Genomic DNA, 15,465 nt, shown 5'->3' with positions numbered 1-15,465 from the left:
CTGCCCAGCCGAGCCTAGAGGCTCGCTTCGGCGGGCTTGTGCTGCGAGTTAACGTTCGATGAAGCCAGATTCGCCCTTAGGGGAAGCCCATTGTTCGACAACCAGATCCACCGTTCCCGGGCGGCGGGTCGTACTCGGCTGCTCATTGAGGAGGCCCAGCAAGTCCTCGCATTTCTCCCGCGGGCCTTCCGCTACCACCTGCACCCGGCCATCTCTCAGATTGGTGGCATGCCCGCTCAAACCGAGCTCCAAGGCCCGGGAGCGCGTCCACCAACGAAAGCCCACTCCTTGGACGTGCCCATGGACAAAAGCGGTCATTCTCTCCAGTGCCATGCGGCCTCCCAAATTTCTAATAGCGGTCGTGGTGTCCCTTATCGCGCAATACGCGGCGATCCTCTTCGCTGCGGCGAGTAACGGGATCGGATCCGTCCCAGCACTCTACGCCCTTCAGTTCCGGCATCATATCGCGGTGGAATACCGGGTCAATGCCGTGGCTGCGCTGTTCGTTGTAATTCTTGAGCAGCTTAATCGCCACACCGGATAGCGGCACGATGGCGATGATATTGAGGATCACCATGGTTGCCGCACCGGTATCGGCCAACGCAAAGACCAGCGGCAGGGAGCCCACTGCGCCAAACCAAACGAAGAAGAGAACGACGAGGCGGAAAATCACCAACGCAGGCTTGCTCTGGGTGAGGTATTCCAGGTTAGATTCCGCCAAGTAGTAATTGCCCAGGATGGAGGAGAAAGCCAGGAAGAAGAGGATGAAGCTAACGAAGTGGATGCCCCAGTCGCCCACCTCAGAAGACAGTGCCGCCTGAGTCAAGGAGACGCCTTCTGCTTCGGCGCCGTAGGCAATCTCTGGTCCCAGCAAGATGATGAAGGCGGTGATGGTACACACCACCAAGGTGTCGAAGTACACGCCAAGGGTTTGCACCAGGCCCTGCTTGACCGGGTGCGAGACTGCCGCGGTAGCCGCTGCATTCGGAGCAGAGCCCTCACCAGCTTCGTTGGAGAACAGTCCGCGCTGAATACCCTTCATCATGGCCGCACCAAGACCGGCGCCAGCGATTTCCTTAATACCCAGAGCGTGGCCGACGATATCGCCAATCATTCCCGGCACCTTGTCAAAGTTGGTGATGACAACAAACCCACCGACGAGCAAGTAGGCCACCGCCATAAATGGCACGATGATCTGGGTGATATTGGCAATGCGGTTGACGCCGCCAAAGATAATGAGGCCTGCAACCACGGCAATAACAACACCGATGATGGAGCGGAACATGGTGTCATCGCGGTCAAAGGAGAAGGACACCGCATCTGCAATGGCGTTGGTCTGGAAGGCGTTGTAGACCAAGCCAAAGGTAAAGGCAATAGCGATGGAGAAAAGAACACCGAGCGGGCCCCAGCCCAAACCGCGCTTCATGTAGTACGCAGGGCCGCCGCGGTACCCGTCACCATCGCGCACCTTCCACAGCTGCGCCAGGGTGGATTCGATGAATGCAGTTGCGCCACCGAGGATGGCGATGAGCCACATCCAAAAGACTGCACCTGGGCCGCCCACGGAAATGGCCACAGCCACGCCGGCCACGTTGCCGGTGCCAACGCGGGAGGCGGCCGAAATAGTGAAGGCCTTAAAAGCAGAGATACCCCCATAGTCCTCGTCCTCATCGCGACCTTCCCCCTTGGGTCGCTCGACGACGGCGCGGAACATATCTGGCACCATGCGCACCTGCACCAAAGCGGTACGGATGCCGAAGAATAGGCCCGCAGCGATGAGCAGCCAGGGCAGAATCCACGACCAGACGCCGTCATTAAATGTCGTTACGACATTTTCAAGAAAATCCATGCAGAATAATTTACTGCCTTGAGGTTCACAACGTGAACCCCATGCGCCATAACTTATTGACAATGGGGGCAGAAATGGGTGGATCGTCCTGAAATTACGCAGCGCTCCAAGGGAGTACCACACCGCCGACAGGGCTGGCCAGCCCGCCCATACGCGGCCAAAGACCGCGAAAAGTACCCCGATTCACCATTCACGTTGACGTACAAGGAATCGAAGCTCGTGCCACCCACTTTTAGGGCGGCGGTCATGACCTCTTGGGCCGCCTCGAGCAAAGCCACGGCATCCTTTTGTCGCAACGTCGATGCCCTTTTGCGGGGCGGAATCTGTGCCGCCCACAGGGATTCATCGGCATAGATATTGCCGATTCCAGAAGCCAAGGTTTGATCCAATAGTGCAGTCTTTACTGCAGTCTTCTTGGCCCGCAAGCGCCGTGCGGTTGCCACAATGTCGAAGTCTGGTTCCAACGGGTCAATGCCAATGTGCGAGATCTTCGCCCACGGTGCATAGAGCCAATAGCCAAAGGTGCGCTGGTCTACAAAGCTAAGCTCTACCCCACCGCTTAGCTGGGCGCGAATGCGCAGATGCGGCGAATCGGTCGTGCCGATTCGCACCTGACCCGACATACCTAAGTGGATGAAAAGGACGTCGCGGTGAGGATCCATGGAATCTTCGCCCACAAATTCCAGCCACATAAACTTTCCCCGCCGAGCCACAGCAGCGATCTCTTTACCGACAAGAAGACCGGAGAGCGGCTCATCTTGGCCACGGTTGGCACGCGGGTGCAGGACGTGCACAGACTCAAAAGTCCGCCCCACCACATGGGGCTCAAGACCCCGGCGGACGGACTCGACTTCCGGCAGTTCCGGCATGCTTAGCCTTCTTTATGCGCAGTGCCCTGCACCAAGAGAGGAGTCTCGCGCAAAGTCTGGCAGGCTTCCTGAGCCGCTTGCTGCTCGGCCAACTTCTTATTGTGTCCCACTCCATTGCCCACGGTCAGACCAGCGACGGTAGCTACCGCGTTAAAGGTCTGATCATGTTCTGGGCCAGTGGAGGTAGCCGAATAGACCGGCATCGGTGCCTTAAGCTCGGCGCACAGCTCCTGCAAGGTGGTCTTCCAATCCAGGTGGCGACCACTCACAGTGGCGTTGTCGATCTTTTCTGCAAACAAGCGCAAGATGACATCTCGCGCGGTTTCGAATCCATGCTCGCGGTAGATGGCACCAAAGATTGCCTCGGTGGTATCGGCAAGAATGGAATCCTTATCGCGGCCACCAGTGGACTGCTCTCCCTTGCCCAGCAAAATGTGCGGGCCGAGGTTTATCTCACGGGCGATATCCGATAGTCCGTAGCGCGAGACGATCGAGGCACGCATCTTGGAAATATCCGATTCCGGACGAGAGGGATAAGTGATGTAGAGCTGGGAGGCCACCGACAGGCCCAGCACCGCATCGCCCAAAAACTCTAAGCGCTCGTTATTAGGCAAATGCCCATTCTCATTGGCAAAAGAGCGGTGAGTAAGCGCTAGGCGCAGGTGTTCTGGCTGCAAATCCACGCCAAGCGATTCCAACAATGGGGTGTGGTCTACGGCAGCAAACTCGGCTGCCAGCGCTTCTTCCCCGGTTAGCTTCTTTTTGCGGCTCATAGGAACTTCTCCAAACCAGCCCAGCGGGGATCGACCTTGTCTTCCTCTTCTTCGCCAGAGATACCGGTGGTCACCCCTTCAGGCGTGTCAATCTCACAGCCATCTTCACATACCGGCGCAAAGGGAAGGTTGAGTCCTGCCTCATCGATCACGGCCTGCAAAAGGTTCAGCTCATCATCCTCGATCTCCGGAATCTCATCTCCGGAGCCTTCATCATCGGCTGCAGGATCATCGCCGGAGACGAAGGATTCATCGGCGGCAAAGACCTGCGTGACATGCAGGTCCAGCTCCGGGTGCAGTTCCTTCAAGCACCGGGAGCATTCCCCGGTTAGCCGGCCGGATACGTTGGCGTCCACCAAGACACCTGCACCAAGTGGGGTCAAGGTGGCGTCTACGGTAAGCTCTTCGCCCTTCGGAATGGCGATCATCTCGACGCCAATCCTCTCAGGTGCGGGGCCGGTCTGGGTGCGTTGCTCCGGCAGTGCGTCAGCGCCTTGGGCGTTCAACAATTCGCCCACATCGAACTTCAATGGTGATGTCATAACACTAGGTAGTCTACCTTGCCCCGCAAACTCCGCCTAGCGGCCAGCACAGGCAAACTTTCTGTCAAGAGTCTGTCGTTTAAAGTAAAAGGGCCTATGCCTTTCCGGATTAGCCTTTGCCCAAGCCAATGCCGTCTTTAGTGTGGAGGCATGACTTACCACTTGGCGCTAGCCTCCACGGATCCACGCAGCATCGCACTCGGATTCGCCGTGTTTAGCTGCCTTCCTGCCGCGGTATTAACCATTGCCGGCACGCTCGTGCACGCGACTCCACGGCCGGACCGTTCAGGAATCTATGGCGCTAGTGGGATTCGCCTCTTTACTGCACTCATCTGCAGCATCATTGCTGGTTTGATAGCTGGCACCATCCTGGTATTGCCCACTGGCATGGACCTTTCGGTGCTCACCGGCGCACTCATCTTTTCCCTAAGCGCAGGCGCCATTACCTGGTTTTCTCGGGAGACCATTCCCACGGCGCTTATTTCTGTAGGCACCATGCTGGTTGCCACAGGTGCGCTAGTGAGTATGTGCGCCGTGTGCTTTCCGCAGAACTTTAGTGATAGTTCTTTGACGTCACTGTCTTCCTATTTCTTTACCGCACTCGTTGCATTCCTTTTCCCTGGATTAGTGACCACAATCATTGCAGCATGTATGGCCGTCCAATCCGCCGCGCCTGCGCGTCTCACATCGAGGAAGGAAAGCAGCGCCACGTCCACACACACGCCGTTAACAGCTGCTCCCCATGCACCGAATACGGCAGTGCCCACCACACAGCCTCGCTCCCGCGCAACCTCCTGAACTGCCTGCGCTGGTAGGAAAACATAAAGGCTCTGGTGGGTGGGCAGACGGTGTACGACAAACCGTCTGCCCACCCACCAGAGCCTTTGGCCGTGCCTGATATAAGGGGCTAAACCACCCCTCACCCCTTAAGCTCCTTAGCCCGGGTGCCTCCGGGAAATGAAGCTTAAGGGCAGAAAGAATTTAAAGGTTTAGCGCTCGTTATAGCGACGCTCGTAGGCCTCGCCTTCTGCGTAGCGGGAGCCGCCCGCAACGCCGCCGGCACGTCCCGAGGGCTGGTAGTCGCCGCCGCGGGAACGGACCCCGGCACCGCCGCGCAGTGCAGAGCGGTCGGAGCTTACGGTGCGCAGCAGCCCATTGAGGGTGGTTTCAAATTCGCTTAGCTTGCCGTCTACAAACTCATCGCATTCACTGCGCAGACGGTTGGACTCAGTGTGGGCGGACTCCACGATGCGGTGTGCTTCCTCATCAGCGCGGCGCACAACTTCAGATTCCGAAACCATACGCTCTTGCTCGGCACGGCCTTCTGCCACGGAACGCTCATATTCATCGTTGGCCTGAGCGATGGTGCGGTCTGCTTCCGCGCGGGCCTGTTCCACCATGGACTGAGCGCGAGCTTCAGCATCAGCTACCAACTTGGCGGCATGCTGTTCTGCGTGGGAGACCGTGGCATCCGCCTCCTCGCGAGCATGGCCCACGATGTCATCAGCCTGCGCATTAGCGTCATTGATGGTCTGGTCCGCACGCTCTTCGGCGCCGTGCAGGATTTCATCCTGCTTATCCAAGACATCCTGCGCGTCATCAATCTCAACGGGCAGGGCGTTTCGGAGGTCGTCGAGAAGCGCGAGCATTTCATGGCGCGGAACCATGCAATTAGAGGTCATGGGGAGGCTATGGGCCTCTTCCAAGTGCTGGACTAGTTCATCTAGGGACTCAAAGACACGGTACATGCTGCGAATTTTACATGCCCTCACGTGCCAGACGTGGAGGCCACGCACCGAGTGTGTACTGCGGATTTCCCCTCCAGTGCAAACAATCGCCTTCCACCCACCCACTCACACAATCTATGGCGCGTATTTACAGCACAAACTCCCCTTCTCCACTACACAAAGGCAGCACAGAAAGGGAGCTTGAAAGAAGAAGTGAGCAGCTAGATAACGCCCTGTGCCAACATGGCGTCCGCTACCTTCTTGAAGCCAGCAATATTTGCACCGGCAACGTAATCGCCTTCACGGTCATATTCCTTGGCCGTACTATCGATGTTTTTAAAGATATTGGACATGATCGCGTGGAGGCGATCATCGGTGTAATCAAACGACCAGGAGTCGCGGGATGCGTTTTGCTGCATTTCCAGCGCGGAGGTAGCAACGCCACCAGCGTTGGCTGCCTTGCCCGGCGCGAAGTTGATCTTGGATTCTTGGAAGACGTGGACCGCCTCTGGGGTAGACGGCATATTGGCACCTTCGGCTACGTAACGCACGCCGCCGTCAACGAGCTTCTTGGCAGAATCGCCATCGAGCTCATTTTGGGTGGCACACGGCAGAGCTACGTCTGCCTGCACTTCCCAGATATTTCCCCCCTTGTGGAATTCCACGCCGTTTCCAGCTTCTTCGGCGTAGGTGGAAATACGTTCACGGCGGGTTTCCTTGACGTCCTTGAGCAGCTCAATGTCCACGCCGTTAGGGGTGGTGATGTAGCCGGAGGAATCGGACATGGCCACTACAGTAGCGCCAAGCTCTTGGGCCTTGGCTGCGGCGTAGATGGCCACGTTGCCAGAACCGGAGACGATAACCTTGGCGCCGTCGAAAGACTCGCCGTGCGTCTTCATCATCTCATTGGTGAGGTAGACCGTGCCAAAGCCCGTGGCCTCAGTACGAACCAGGGAGCCACCCCAGGTCAATCCCTTGCCGGTGAGGACGCCGGATTCGTGCTGCGTGGTCAGTCGGCGGTACTGGCCAAAGAGGAAGCCGATCTCGCGGCCGCCGACGCCGATGTCACCGGCCGGCACGTCGCGGTATTCGCCAATATGGCGGTGCAGCTCCGTCATGAAGGACTGGCAAAAGCGCATGACCTCTACCTCGGACTTGCCCTTGGGATCAAAGTCAGAACCGCCCTTGCCGCCGCCAATGGGCAGGCCGGTCAGGGAGTTTTTGAAAATCTGCTCAAAGCCAAGGAACTTGATGATGCCCAGGTTGACCGAGGGGTGGAATCGCAGGCCACCCTTGTAGGGGCCGAGCGCGGAGTTGAACTGAACGCGGAAGCCGCGGTTGACCTGGATGTCGCCACTATCGTCGATCCATGGCACGCGGAAGATGAGCTGGCGTTCAGGCTCGCACAGGCGCTCCACCAGGCCGTAGTCCGCGTACTGCGGGTCTTTTTCTAGGACAATTTTCAGCGAATCCAGGACCTCAGAAACCGCTTGGTGGAATTCCGGTTCTCCCGCATTGCGCTTGAGCAATTTGTCGTAGTACTCAGAGATTTGGCTATCTACTGACATGGTGTGCATTCCATTCTGTGGGCTTGTAAGAACAGATACCAGTTTCCTATCAAACTACCGATAATGCAAGCAGGTTCGAGGCTTTAGGGAGACATACAACGCCTTTTACCAGCGACAATAAAGTTAACTATTTTCTGTAGACCGTTCGAATCTTAAGTCGCACCGTGCCCCAGCGCGGGCGGGCTTTATAATCACGGGCATGCATATTGTTGTCGCCCCAGACTCATTTAAAGGCACCGCCTCCGCGCCCGAGGCCGCAGCCAGCATTGCTATGGGGGTGCGCCAAGCGCTTCCCGACGCCACGGTGACCACCCTGCCCATGGCCGATGGCGGCGAGGGCACCGCTGCCGTCCTCGCGCAGGCAGCAGCGGCCGGCGGACAATCCGCCGAGACCATTACCCTGCCCACTACCGACGCCATTGGCCGCTTGACTCAGGCAAGCTATGTTCTCGCAGGAGCCACTGCGTTCATTGACGTCGCCTCTGCCACTGGGCTGCCAGCCGTGCAGGACAGCCTTGATCCGCTCCACGCCGATTCCTATGGCACCGGCGTGCTGATCGCGGACGCAGAAACACGTGGCGCTACCTCGATCGTGCTGGGATTAGGCGGCACCGCCAGCATTGACGCCGGGATGGGCATCCTCACCGCACTCGGTGCCGCCGCGCACGACGCCCGCGGCTATGCCCTGCCCAAGGGCGGCGCTCCCCTAGTTCAGCTCGACCACATCGATACCGCGCAGCTCAATATCAAGGCGGGCATGCTCGACTTCACCCTGTTGGCAGATACCCGCGCTACCCCAGTGCAGGCGGCGACCATGTACGGTCCCCAAAAGGGAGCGAAAGGCGAACAAGTAGCGCTGCTGGCCGGCGCCATGCTCCAAGCATGCGAAGTTACCGACACCGATGCAGATTCTGCATATTTTGGCGCCGCGGGCGGCCTTCCCATCGGCCTGTCCTGGCTCTCGCGCACCCTCTGGGGTTCAGACGAACACGTGCGCGTCCTGTCCGGCGGCACGCATGTGGCCGCAGCACTGGGGCTTCCGGAAAAGATCGCCTCGGCCGATCTTGTCATTACCGGCGAGGGCCGCTTTGATGAACAGTCTCTGACCGGCAAGGCAGTCGGAACCATCACGGATCTCGCGCAACAATCCGGAACACCGGTGGGCATTATCGCCGGCTCCTTCGAGCATGACACCGACGCCTACTGCGCTCCCCTGAGCCAAGAAGGCACGCTGGCCCAGCAGCTGGCGGCGGCCGCCGGGGACATCGTCAAGCAGCTCTAAGGCCGAATGGACAGCGACCACGGGAAGATTGCGGGCCGCTCATGCGCCAGCTCATCTTCTAGCAATACGTGGTCCTTGGGCAGCACCGCATGCGGGGTGAGAAGGCGCGAGAGCACCATGCCCAGCTGGTTAACCGAGCCACTCACGCCCGCCACCGCGATGTCATAGCGGTGCACGCTCGCGTCCGCAAGGTCGCGGTCCTCATGCTCGTCGCGATAATTTTGCCGCAGCTGCTCTTCCAACCCCTCTGGAAACTGCGGTGCCTCTGGGCGGGTAACGTCAGCTGAGGAAAGCGAACCGCTCTCCACCAGCTTGTCGGTGGCGGTGGTAAAGATGTCCGCGACGCGCTCTGCTTGCGCGTTGGGAACCAAAACATCAAATTGAATAACCGGCATAGCGCCAACCCTACCCAATCCCTAAGGTGTGAAACCATGTCTGATTCTGCCCGCATCGCCCAGCTCGTCACTTCCCAGGAGGCCGATCTGGGGTGGCAGCAGGACTTTTATGAGGACCTGCACCGCCACCCCGAGCTTTCGCATGAAGAGGAGCGCACCGCCAGTCGCATCCGCGCCAAACTCGCCGATTTTGACTGCGAGGTAGTAGAAAACATCGGCGGCTTTGGTATGGTCGCTATCTTCCGCAACGGCGATGGCCCCACTGCTTTGCTGCGTGCGGACTTTGACGGCCTACCCGTGGAAGAGGCCACCGGCGTGTCCTATTCCGCCACTAATGGAAAGATGCACGCCTGCGGGCACGATATGCACACCACGGCGCTGCTGGGTGCCTGCGCGCTTCTCGACGCCTCCCGGAGCACCTGGTCCGGCACCTTCCTCGCCCTTTTCCAACCGGCCGAAGAATCCTCCGTGGGAGCAAAGGACATGTTGGCCGATAACCTCATCGAGCGAGTGCCTCGTCCCGATATTTGCCTAGGCCAACACATCATGCCCGGCCGCGCCGGTACTGTACGCCACACCGCAGGCCCCATCATGGCCGGCTGCGATTCCTTGCACATCCGCGTCTTCGGAAAATCGGCCCACGCTTCCATGCCCCATAACTCCATCGACCCCACCTATATCGCGGCCATGATCGTCACCCGCCTCCAAGCTATTGTGAGCCGCGAAGTTGCCCCACACGAGTTCTTTGTCATCTCGGTAGGCGAGCTACACTCCGGCGATAAAAACAACATCATTCCCGAATCCGCCGAGTTGGTACTCAATACGCGCTACTACAATCCCGCACTCGCGGAAAAGGTCTATGCCTCCCTCGAGCGCATGGTCAAGGCCGAGTGTGCGGCGTCCGGAAGCGAGCAAGACCCGACCTTTGAGTACTACGCTCACGGCGAGGTCACCGATAACGACGCCACGGCCCACGCACCAGTGGCCGAGGTTTTCGATGCCGCCTTCGGCTCCGATTCGGTCATCGCCGCCCCTTCTACCGCCTCTGAGGACTTTTGCTACCTACCCCAGGCATGGGGCGTGCCTTATGTCTTCTGGCATATCGGCTGCACCCCGGAAGACGAGTTGCAAGACCCACCGGTCAACCACCAAGCAACCTTCCTGCCGGACTATGCCCCGACCGTCTATGCCTCCACCCGGGCAGCGTATGGTGCGGCATTGACCTACTTGGCAAAGCCCTAAGTACCCGGTGCGCCTTTACCTATTTCCTCCCTGCAAGGCGGCGCCAATCCTATTAAGCTGGCAGGCGTTTCGTGACTTCCCACTACCTTAAGGTTTCACATGAGCCAGCCACGGCACTCTGTTTTCGAATCCACCGTTCCCTCCCATGTTCGTGCGGCCTCCGGTGTAAGCCCGCACAGCGCTTCCTACCGCAAGTTCTGGTCGGGCCTATCTGGTGCCGTCATGGAGCAGATTGCCGATAATTGGGAGCGCACCCGTTCCGCCTATGCTGCGACCCGCCAGCAGCACTACTTTTCCGCGGAGTTCCTGCAGGGCCGCGCGCTGCTCAATAACCTCACCAACCTGGGCTTGGTTGACGATGCCAAGGCTGCCGCCACCGCCGCCGACCACGAGCTGAGCGATGTTCTCGAAGCCGAGCACGATGCCGCGCTCGGCAACGGTGGCCTCGGCCGCCTCGCCGCCTGCTTCCTCGATTCCGCTGTCACCCAGGACTACCCCGTTACCGGTTATGGCCTGCTCTACCGCTACGGCCTGTTCCGCCAGTCCTTTGAGAATGGCTTCCAGAAGGAACAGCCTGATGCGTGGATGGAAAACGGCTATGACTTCATCATCCGCCGCGCCTCCGAGCAGCGCCGCGTCCACTTTGATGACATGGACGTGCGCGCCATTCCCTATGACATGCCTATCACCGGCTACGGAACCGATAACGTAGGCACGCTACGCCTGTGGAAGTCCGAGCCCATCGCTGAATTCGATTATGATGCCTTCAACTCCCAGCGCTTTACGGAGGCCATTGTCGATCGCGAACGCGTCATGGATATCTGCCGCGTGCTCTACCCCAACGACACCACCTATGAGGGCAAGGTACTGCGCGTTCGCCAACAGTACTTCTTTGTCTCCGCATCCCTGCAGACCATGGTGGATAACTACATTGCCCAGCACGGCGAGGACCTCACCGGTTTTGCGCAGTACAACTCCATCCAGCTCAATGACACCCACCCAGTGCTCGCCATCCCAGAGCTCCTGCGCATTTTGCTCGATGACCATGGTCTGAGCTGGGATGCGGCGTGGAAGATCGTCACCGAGACCTTTGCCTACACCAACCACACCGTGCTCGCAGAGGCCCTGGAGAGCTGGGAAGTGTCCATCTTCCAAAAGCTGTTTTGGCGCATCTGGCAGTTGGTGGAGGAAATCGACCGCCGCTTCCGCGAAGATATGGCCCGCCGCAGCCTAGATCAGGGCCGCATTGACTACATGGCGCCGGTATCCAACGGACACGTGCACATGGCCTGGATCGCCTGCTACGCCGCCTACTCCATTAACGGTGTCGCCGCCCTGCATACCGAGATCATCAAGGCCGATACGTTATCCGAATGGCACGATCTCTGGCCAGAAAAATTCAACAATAAGACCAATGGCGTCACCCCGCGCCGCTGGCTAAAGATGTGCAACCCCCGCCTGGCAGAACTGCTCACACAGCAGGCTGGTTCCGATGCGTGGGTTACTGACCTCACCCAGCTGGCCAAACTCGCCGATAAGGCCGACGACGGGGACCTGCTGCACCAGCTCATCGCCATCAAGCAGGCCAATAAGCGCGACTTTGCGCAGTGGGTAAACGACCACCAAGGCGCTGAAATCGACCCCGATTCCATCTTTGACGTGCAGATTAAACGCCTGCACGAGTACAAGCGCCAGCTGATGAACGCCCTCTACGTCCTCGACCTCTACTTCCGCATCAAGGACGAGGGCGAAACCGTGCCGAAGCGCACTTTCATCTTTGGTGCCAAGGCCGCGCCAGGCTACGACCGCGCCAAGGCGATTATTAAGCTCATCAACACCATCGCGGATCTGGTCAATAACGACCCGGCGACCAAAGACATCATCCGCGTCGTCTTCGTAGAGAACTACAACGTCTCCCCCGCCGAGCACATCATCCCGGCCGCTGATATCTCCGAGCAGATTTCCGTGGCTGGCAAGGAAGCCTCCGGCACGTCCAATATGAAGTTCATGATGAATGGCGCACTGACCTTGGGCACCATGGATGGAGCAAACGTAGAAATCGTCGAGGCGGTTGGCGAGGACAACGCTTATATCTTCGGCGCCCGCAATGAGGAGTTGCCGCAGCTGCGCGCCGAGTACAACCCGGGCGAGCTTTACCAGAGCGTGCCAGGCTTGGCCCGCGCGCTGGATGCGCTAGTCGACGGCACCCTGGGCGCCGACAATGCCGGCATCTTCGGCGATTTGCGTTCCTCGCTTCTCGACGGCTTCGGGGAGCACGCCCAAGACCAGTACTACGTCCTCGGTGACTTCGCCGACTACCGCGAGACCCGCGACCGCATGGCCGCGGAGTATCAAGAGGACGATCTTGCATGGGCCAAGAAGGCCTGGCTGAATATCTGCTATTCGGGTCGCTTCTCCTCGGACCGAACCATCGCGGACTACGCGAACGAGGTGTGGAAGATCCAGCCGACCCCGATTTCCCAGCGCTAAGAAAAGGTCCTGTCCTTCGCTTCCACGGCAAAGGGCAGGACCTTTATGTAGGCGGTGTGCCTGATGCTGTTTAGCGCAGGCCCACGCGCTTGAGCTGCTCATAGATGGGCTTCAAGTCAATGTTAAGCACGCCCATCTGCGTAGCTAGGAAGCCGAGGCGCCGACAACTGCGCCCAGAATCCCCAGACCCGTAGCTAGACCAGCAGCAAAGCCCTTGCTGCTGCCTTCCTTGCCGGCATCAGCGTCATCGGACGGGTTGGCAGCGTCTTCTGGCTGCTCTGGCTCTTCTGCTTGGCCGGTGCCATCGTTCCACCACTCATCAAAGGTCAAGTTGGCTACCAGGGTGTTATCGATGTAGTCACCGCGGACCGAATCGGTTCCAGAGGTACGGGCCATGATGTCCTCGGAGCCGGCGCCCTTGAAGAAGAACGGCACCAACTGGTTGGTGTGCTGACCGGAGTACCAACCGTGGCGAGCAACCTTGCCCTTCTCACCTTCCATAGCGTTGAAGCGGTTATCCGCCTCAGGGTTATCCTCAGTCGGAGCCTCGTTCGCACCGGAGAGATAGCCGGTTTCGTGGTCTGCGGTAACAACCAGCAGGGTCTCCTCCCACGAAGAGTTCTCCTCTACCCACTTGATGGCGGCATCGACCGATTTGTTGAAGTCCTGGGTCTCTTCGATGTCGCGCACCGGGTTATTGCCGTGTCCAGCCCAGTCGATGGCACCGCCCTCGATCATGACGGAGAATCCATCCTCATCCTGCCCCAGTGCGTTGAGTGCGCCGGTGGTCATGGTGGGGAGATCCACGACGTCGTTAAGCGGGTCAGAGTACGGCTCCTTCGTCTCGCCAGAGCGGGAGTTCTGCAAGGTGGATCCTACCTGTGCGATACCCCAGTACTTCTGGCCCGGCTTGACGTCGCCTTCCGCCAGTTTCTTGAAGTCATCGTTGGACTCAAAGTAGTTCCAGTCGGTCTCGCCGGCGGAAAGCTTGGCGTAGTCCTCCTCGTACATAAAGCTGTAGTCCGGAGTATCGACCTTTTGGTGGTCATTGTCGTAGAACGGGTGACCAGCTGCCATGACAACGTCAAGGTCGCTGCCAAGCATCTCGCGGCTGATGTCCGGCAACTTATTGCGGTCCATGTTGTGCGCGGCCCACGCCGCCGGAGTGGCTTCGGAATAAAGAGTGTCTGATGGTTTGTGTGTGGGTACCTAACCCGCATAAGGAGATGGACCAGAATGACTACTGTGGCGAGACGAGATCCGGCTGATAAGGCCAAGATTGATGCGATTGAAAAGAAGCTGCTTGCTAACCCTGAAATCGCGAAGCTGATTGATGACCTAGGCACATCCACAACGGATGCCAATGACCTGGTTCGCGGCATGTTGCAAGCCTCGATTACCAGGGGACTCAACGCTGAAATGGATGCCCACCTGGGCTACGAGTCTGGCGACAGGAGCGCTAAAGCTGCTGCTGGAACAGACAATCACCGCAACGGGTCGTATCCAAAGACCGTGGATTCTAACTACGGGCCAGTCACCGTTGATGTGCCAAGAGATCGGGCTGGAACATTCTTGCCAACTATGGTCCCTAAAGGCTCGAGGAGATTGACTGATGTCGATGACATGATCGTTAGCTTGTACGCCGGTGGGATGACAATTAGGGATATCCAGCATCATATGGCAACGGCGATGCGTGTTGATATTTCCCATGAGACGATTTCAGCGGTTACTGACGCCGTCCTCGATGAGGTCATGGTCTGGCAAAACCGCCAGTTAGATGAGTTCTACCCAGTCATTTTCCTGGATGCGCTGCGCATTAAAGTCCGCGACGGCGGCCGAGTAGTCAACAAATCTGCGTACATGGCAATCGGCGTGGACCTGGACGGTATCAAACACATTTTAGGATTGTGGATTGCCAAAGAAGAAGGCGCTTCATTTTGGGCGCAGGTATGTGCCAATCTTTCCAATCGTGGGGTCAAGGACGTCTTTATCGTCTGCTGTGACGGGCTTAAAGGTCTGCCTGAAGCAGTTGAGGCAACGTGGCCGAACTCTATGGTGCAAACCTGTATCGTGCACCTGATTCGTGCCGCTAACCGGTGGGTAGCCTACGGGGATCGCCGGGGCGTATCGGCCGCGTTGAAAAAGATTTACACCGCCACGGACGAGTCCACAGCTAAGGCTGCCTTAGACGAATTTGAAGCCTCTGAATTGGCAGAAAAGTATCCACGCTCAGTCAAAGTCTGGCGAGATGCATGGGCGCGTTTCGTACCGTTTCTCCAGTTCCCACCAGCAGCCAGCAAGGTCATTTACACGAAGAATTCGATTGAATCATTCAACAATGAACTGCGGAAAGCTACCCACAACAGGGTGCAGTTCACTAACAATGAATCAGCGCTCAAGACGCTATGGTTGATGATCTGCAACATCGAAGACAAACGAGCCGCAAAGAGGGCAAAGCAAGGCAAACGAGTCTCAGCAACAGCCGGCAGACTCATGGAAGGAGCCCGAGTTTCCGGCTGGAAACAAGCCATTAACCAAATGGCCGTGGCCTACCCCGACAGCTTCGACAAATACCTATAAACCTAGCCCCACACACAAACAACTTGATACCCTCCGAACAAGCAAGCATTGATAGATGCAGGTCTGCACTACATTTTGTCGGTGAAACCCCACCGTGCCTGAGGTGATTGAAACCTGGCGGCGGGAAATCCCTGGTGAAGCCTACGCC

The 15,465-nt window shown here is 58.3% G+C and carries 14 protein-coding genes; 5 read left to right on the top strand and 9 right to left on the bottom strand.

All coding sequences use genetic code 11. From position 1 onward, the window contains the following. Positions 1–48 precede the first annotated feature (48 nt). Genes ACKFRY_RS06870 through ACKFRY_RS06850 form a run of 5 tightly spaced genes read right to left on the bottom strand, consistent with a single transcriptional unit; the run spans position 49 to position 4,033 of the window. Complete coding sequence (locus tag ACKFRY_RS06870; protein ID WP_034668477.1) at positions 49–333, bottom strand: acylphosphatase; 285 nt, start codon at positions 331–333, stop codon at positions 49–51. A gap of 16 nt (positions 334–349) precedes the next feature. Continuing rightward, the gene (locus ACKFRY_RS06865) at positions 350–1,849 is read right to left on the bottom strand and encodes a sodium:alanine symporter family protein (RefSeq protein ID WP_005328783.1); all 1,500 of its coding nucleotides are present in this window, start codon (positions 1,847–1,849) and stop codon (positions 350–352) included. A 53-nt stretch (positions 1,850–1,902) separates the two neighbouring features. Then, on the bottom strand, positions 1,903–2,718 hold the full coding sequence (gene mutM / locus ACKFRY_RS06860; RefSeq protein ID WP_408922532.1) for a bifunctional DNA-formamidopyrimidine glycosylase/DNA-(apurinic or apyrimidinic site) lyase: 816 nt from the start codon (positions 2,716–2,718) through the stop codon (positions 1,903–1,905). A gap of 2 nt (positions 2,719–2,720) precedes the next feature. Then, positions 2,721–3,491, bottom strand: coding sequence for a ribonuclease III (gene rnc, locus ACKFRY_RS06855; RefSeq protein WP_005328787.1), 771 nt, complete (start codon positions 3,489–3,491; stop codon positions 2,721–2,723). Then, entirely contained in the window at positions 3,488–4,033 is a 546-nt protein-coding gene (locus tag ACKFRY_RS06850) for a DUF177 domain-containing protein (RefSeq protein ID WP_005328789.1), read from the bottom strand. The genes rnc and ACKFRY_RS06850 overlap by 4 nt, the downstream gene beginning before the upstream one ends. 150 nt (positions 4,034–4,183) lie before the next feature. Between ACKFRY_RS06850 and ACKFRY_RS06845 the strand changes: the two genes are divergently transcribed. Further along, entirely contained in the window at positions 4,184–4,831 is a 648-nt protein-coding gene (locus ACKFRY_RS06845; RefSeq protein WP_005328791.1) for a hypothetical protein, read from the top strand. Between the two features lie 191 nt (positions 4,832–5,022). On the opposite strand, the gene ACKFRY_RS06840 is transcribed toward ACKFRY_RS06845, so the two are convergent. Then, complete coding sequence (locus ACKFRY_RS06840; protein WP_005328793.1) at positions 5,023–5,781, bottom strand: DivIVA domain-containing protein; 759 nt, start codon at positions 5,779–5,781, stop codon at positions 5,023–5,025. Between the two features lie 200 nt (positions 5,782–5,981). After that, positions 5,982–7,328, bottom strand: coding sequence for an NADP-specific glutamate dehydrogenase (gene gdhA / locus ACKFRY_RS06835; protein ID WP_040425289.1), 1,347 nt, complete (start codon positions 7,326–7,328; stop codon positions 5,982–5,984). A 199-nt stretch (positions 7,329–7,527) separates the two neighbouring features. On the opposite strand from gdhA, the gene ACKFRY_RS06830 reads away from it, so the two are divergent. Next, entirely contained in the window at positions 7,528–8,610 is a 1,083-nt protein-coding gene (locus ACKFRY_RS06830; protein WP_408922082.1) for a glycerate kinase, read from the top strand. Here ACKFRY_RS06830 and ACKFRY_RS06825 read toward each other — a convergent pair. Then, positions 8,607–9,005: a hypothetical protein gene (locus ACKFRY_RS06825; RefSeq protein WP_005328799.1), complete on the bottom strand. Its 399-nt coding sequence runs from the start codon at positions 9,003–9,005 to the stop codon at positions 8,607–8,609. The genes ACKFRY_RS06830 and ACKFRY_RS06825 overlap by 4 nt on opposite strands. A 36-nt stretch (positions 9,006–9,041) precedes the next feature. On the opposite strand from ACKFRY_RS06825, the gene ACKFRY_RS06820 reads away from it, so the two are divergent. Together ACKFRY_RS06820 and ACKFRY_RS06815 are read left to right on the top strand one after the other, a co-directional pair. Continuing rightward, positions 9,042–10,247: an amidohydrolase gene (locus tag ACKFRY_RS06820; RefSeq protein WP_408922531.1), complete on the top strand. Its 1,206-nt coding sequence runs from the start codon at positions 9,042–9,044 to the stop codon at positions 10,245–10,247. Positions 10,248–10,346: 99 nt separating this feature from the next. Further along, complete coding sequence (locus ACKFRY_RS06815) at positions 10,347–12,737, top strand: glycogen/starch/alpha-glucan phosphorylase (protein WP_408922530.1); 2,391 nt, start codon at positions 10,347–10,349, stop codon at positions 12,735–12,737. A 144-nt stretch (positions 12,738–12,881) separates the two neighbouring features. Here ACKFRY_RS06815 and ACKFRY_RS06810 read toward each other — a convergent pair whose 3' ends face one another. Continuing rightward, a complete protein-coding gene (locus ACKFRY_RS06810) occupies positions 12,882–13,877 on the bottom strand; it encodes an alkaline phosphatase (protein WP_408922529.1) in 996 nt (331 codons plus the stop codon). Between the two features lie 96 nt (positions 13,878–13,973). On the opposite strand from ACKFRY_RS06810, the gene ACKFRY_RS06805 reads away from it, so the two are divergent. Further along, positions 13,974–15,317 carry an IS256 family transposase gene (locus ACKFRY_RS06805; RefSeq protein ID WP_408922528.1) on the top strand — a complete coding sequence of 448 codons (1,344 nt, stop codon included), beginning with the start codon at positions 13,974–13,976 and terminating at the stop codon, positions 15,315–15,317. Positions 15,318–15,465: the final 148 nt, after the last annotated feature.

The organism is Corynebacterium tuberculostearicum (genome assembly GCF_046097255.1).
Taxonomy (GTDB): Bacteria; Actinomycetota; Actinomycetes; order Mycobacteriales; family Mycobacteriaceae; genus Corynebacterium; species Corynebacterium tuberculostearicum_J.
This window is presented reverse-complemented; position numbering and strand designations above follow the sequence as displayed.

What these genes read in the sequence shown, in the direction of transcription:
- ACKFRY_RS06870 (WP_034668477.1), bottom strand. Translation starts at nt 333, where the DNA reads ATGGCACTGGAGAGAATGACCGCTTTTGTCCATGGGCACGTCCAAGGA.
- ACKFRY_RS06865 (WP_005328783.1), bottom strand. Translation starts at nt 1,849, where the DNA reads ATGGATTTTCTTGAAAATGTCGTAACGACATTTAATGACGGCGTCTGG.
- mutM (WP_408922532.1), bottom strand. Translation starts at nt 2,718, where the DNA reads ATGCCGGAACTGCCGGAAGTCGAGTCCGTCCGCCGGGGTCTTGAGCCC.
- rnc (WP_005328787.1), bottom strand. Translation starts at nt 3,491, where the DNA reads ATGAGCCGCAAAAAGAAGCTAACCGGGGAAGAAGCGCTGGCAGCCGAG.
- ACKFRY_RS06850 (WP_005328789.1), bottom strand. Translation starts at nt 4,033, where the DNA reads ATGACATCACCATTGAAGTTCGATGTGGGCGAATTGTTGAACGCCCAA.
- ACKFRY_RS06845 (WP_005328791.1), top strand. Translation starts at nt 4,184, where the DNA reads ATGACTTACCACTTGGCGCTAGCCTCCACGGATCCACGCAGCATCGCA.
- ACKFRY_RS06840 (WP_005328793.1), bottom strand. Translation starts at nt 5,781, where the DNA reads ATGTACCGTGTCTTTGAGTCCCTAGATGAACTAGTCCAGCACTTGGAA.
- gdhA (WP_040425289.1), bottom strand. Translation starts at nt 7,328, where the DNA reads ATGTCAGTAGATAGCCAAATCTCTGAGTACTACGACAAATTGCTCAAG.
- ACKFRY_RS06830 (WP_408922082.1), top strand. Translation starts at nt 7,528, where the DNA reads ATGCATATTGTTGTCGCCCCAGACTCATTTAAAGGCACCGCCTCCGCG.
- ACKFRY_RS06825 (WP_005328799.1), bottom strand. Translation starts at nt 9,005, where the DNA reads ATGCCGGTTATTCAATTTGATGTTTTGGTTCCCAACGCGCAAGCAGAG.
- ACKFRY_RS06820 (WP_408922531.1), top strand. Translation starts at nt 9,042, where the DNA reads ATGTCTGATTCTGCCCGCATCGCCCAGCTCGTCACTTCCCAGGAGGCC.
- ACKFRY_RS06815 (WP_408922530.1), top strand. Translation starts at nt 10,347, where the DNA reads ATGAGCCAGCCACGGCACTCTGTTTTCGAATCCACCGTTCCCTCCCAT.
- ACKFRY_RS06810 (WP_408922529.1), bottom strand. Translation starts at nt 13,877, where the DNA reads ATGGACCGCAATAAGTTGCCGGACATCAGCCGCGAGATGCTTGGCAGC.
- ACKFRY_RS06805 (WP_408922528.1), top strand. Translation starts at nt 13,974, where the DNA reads ATGACTACTGTGGCGAGACGAGATCCGGCTGATAAGGCCAAGATTGAT.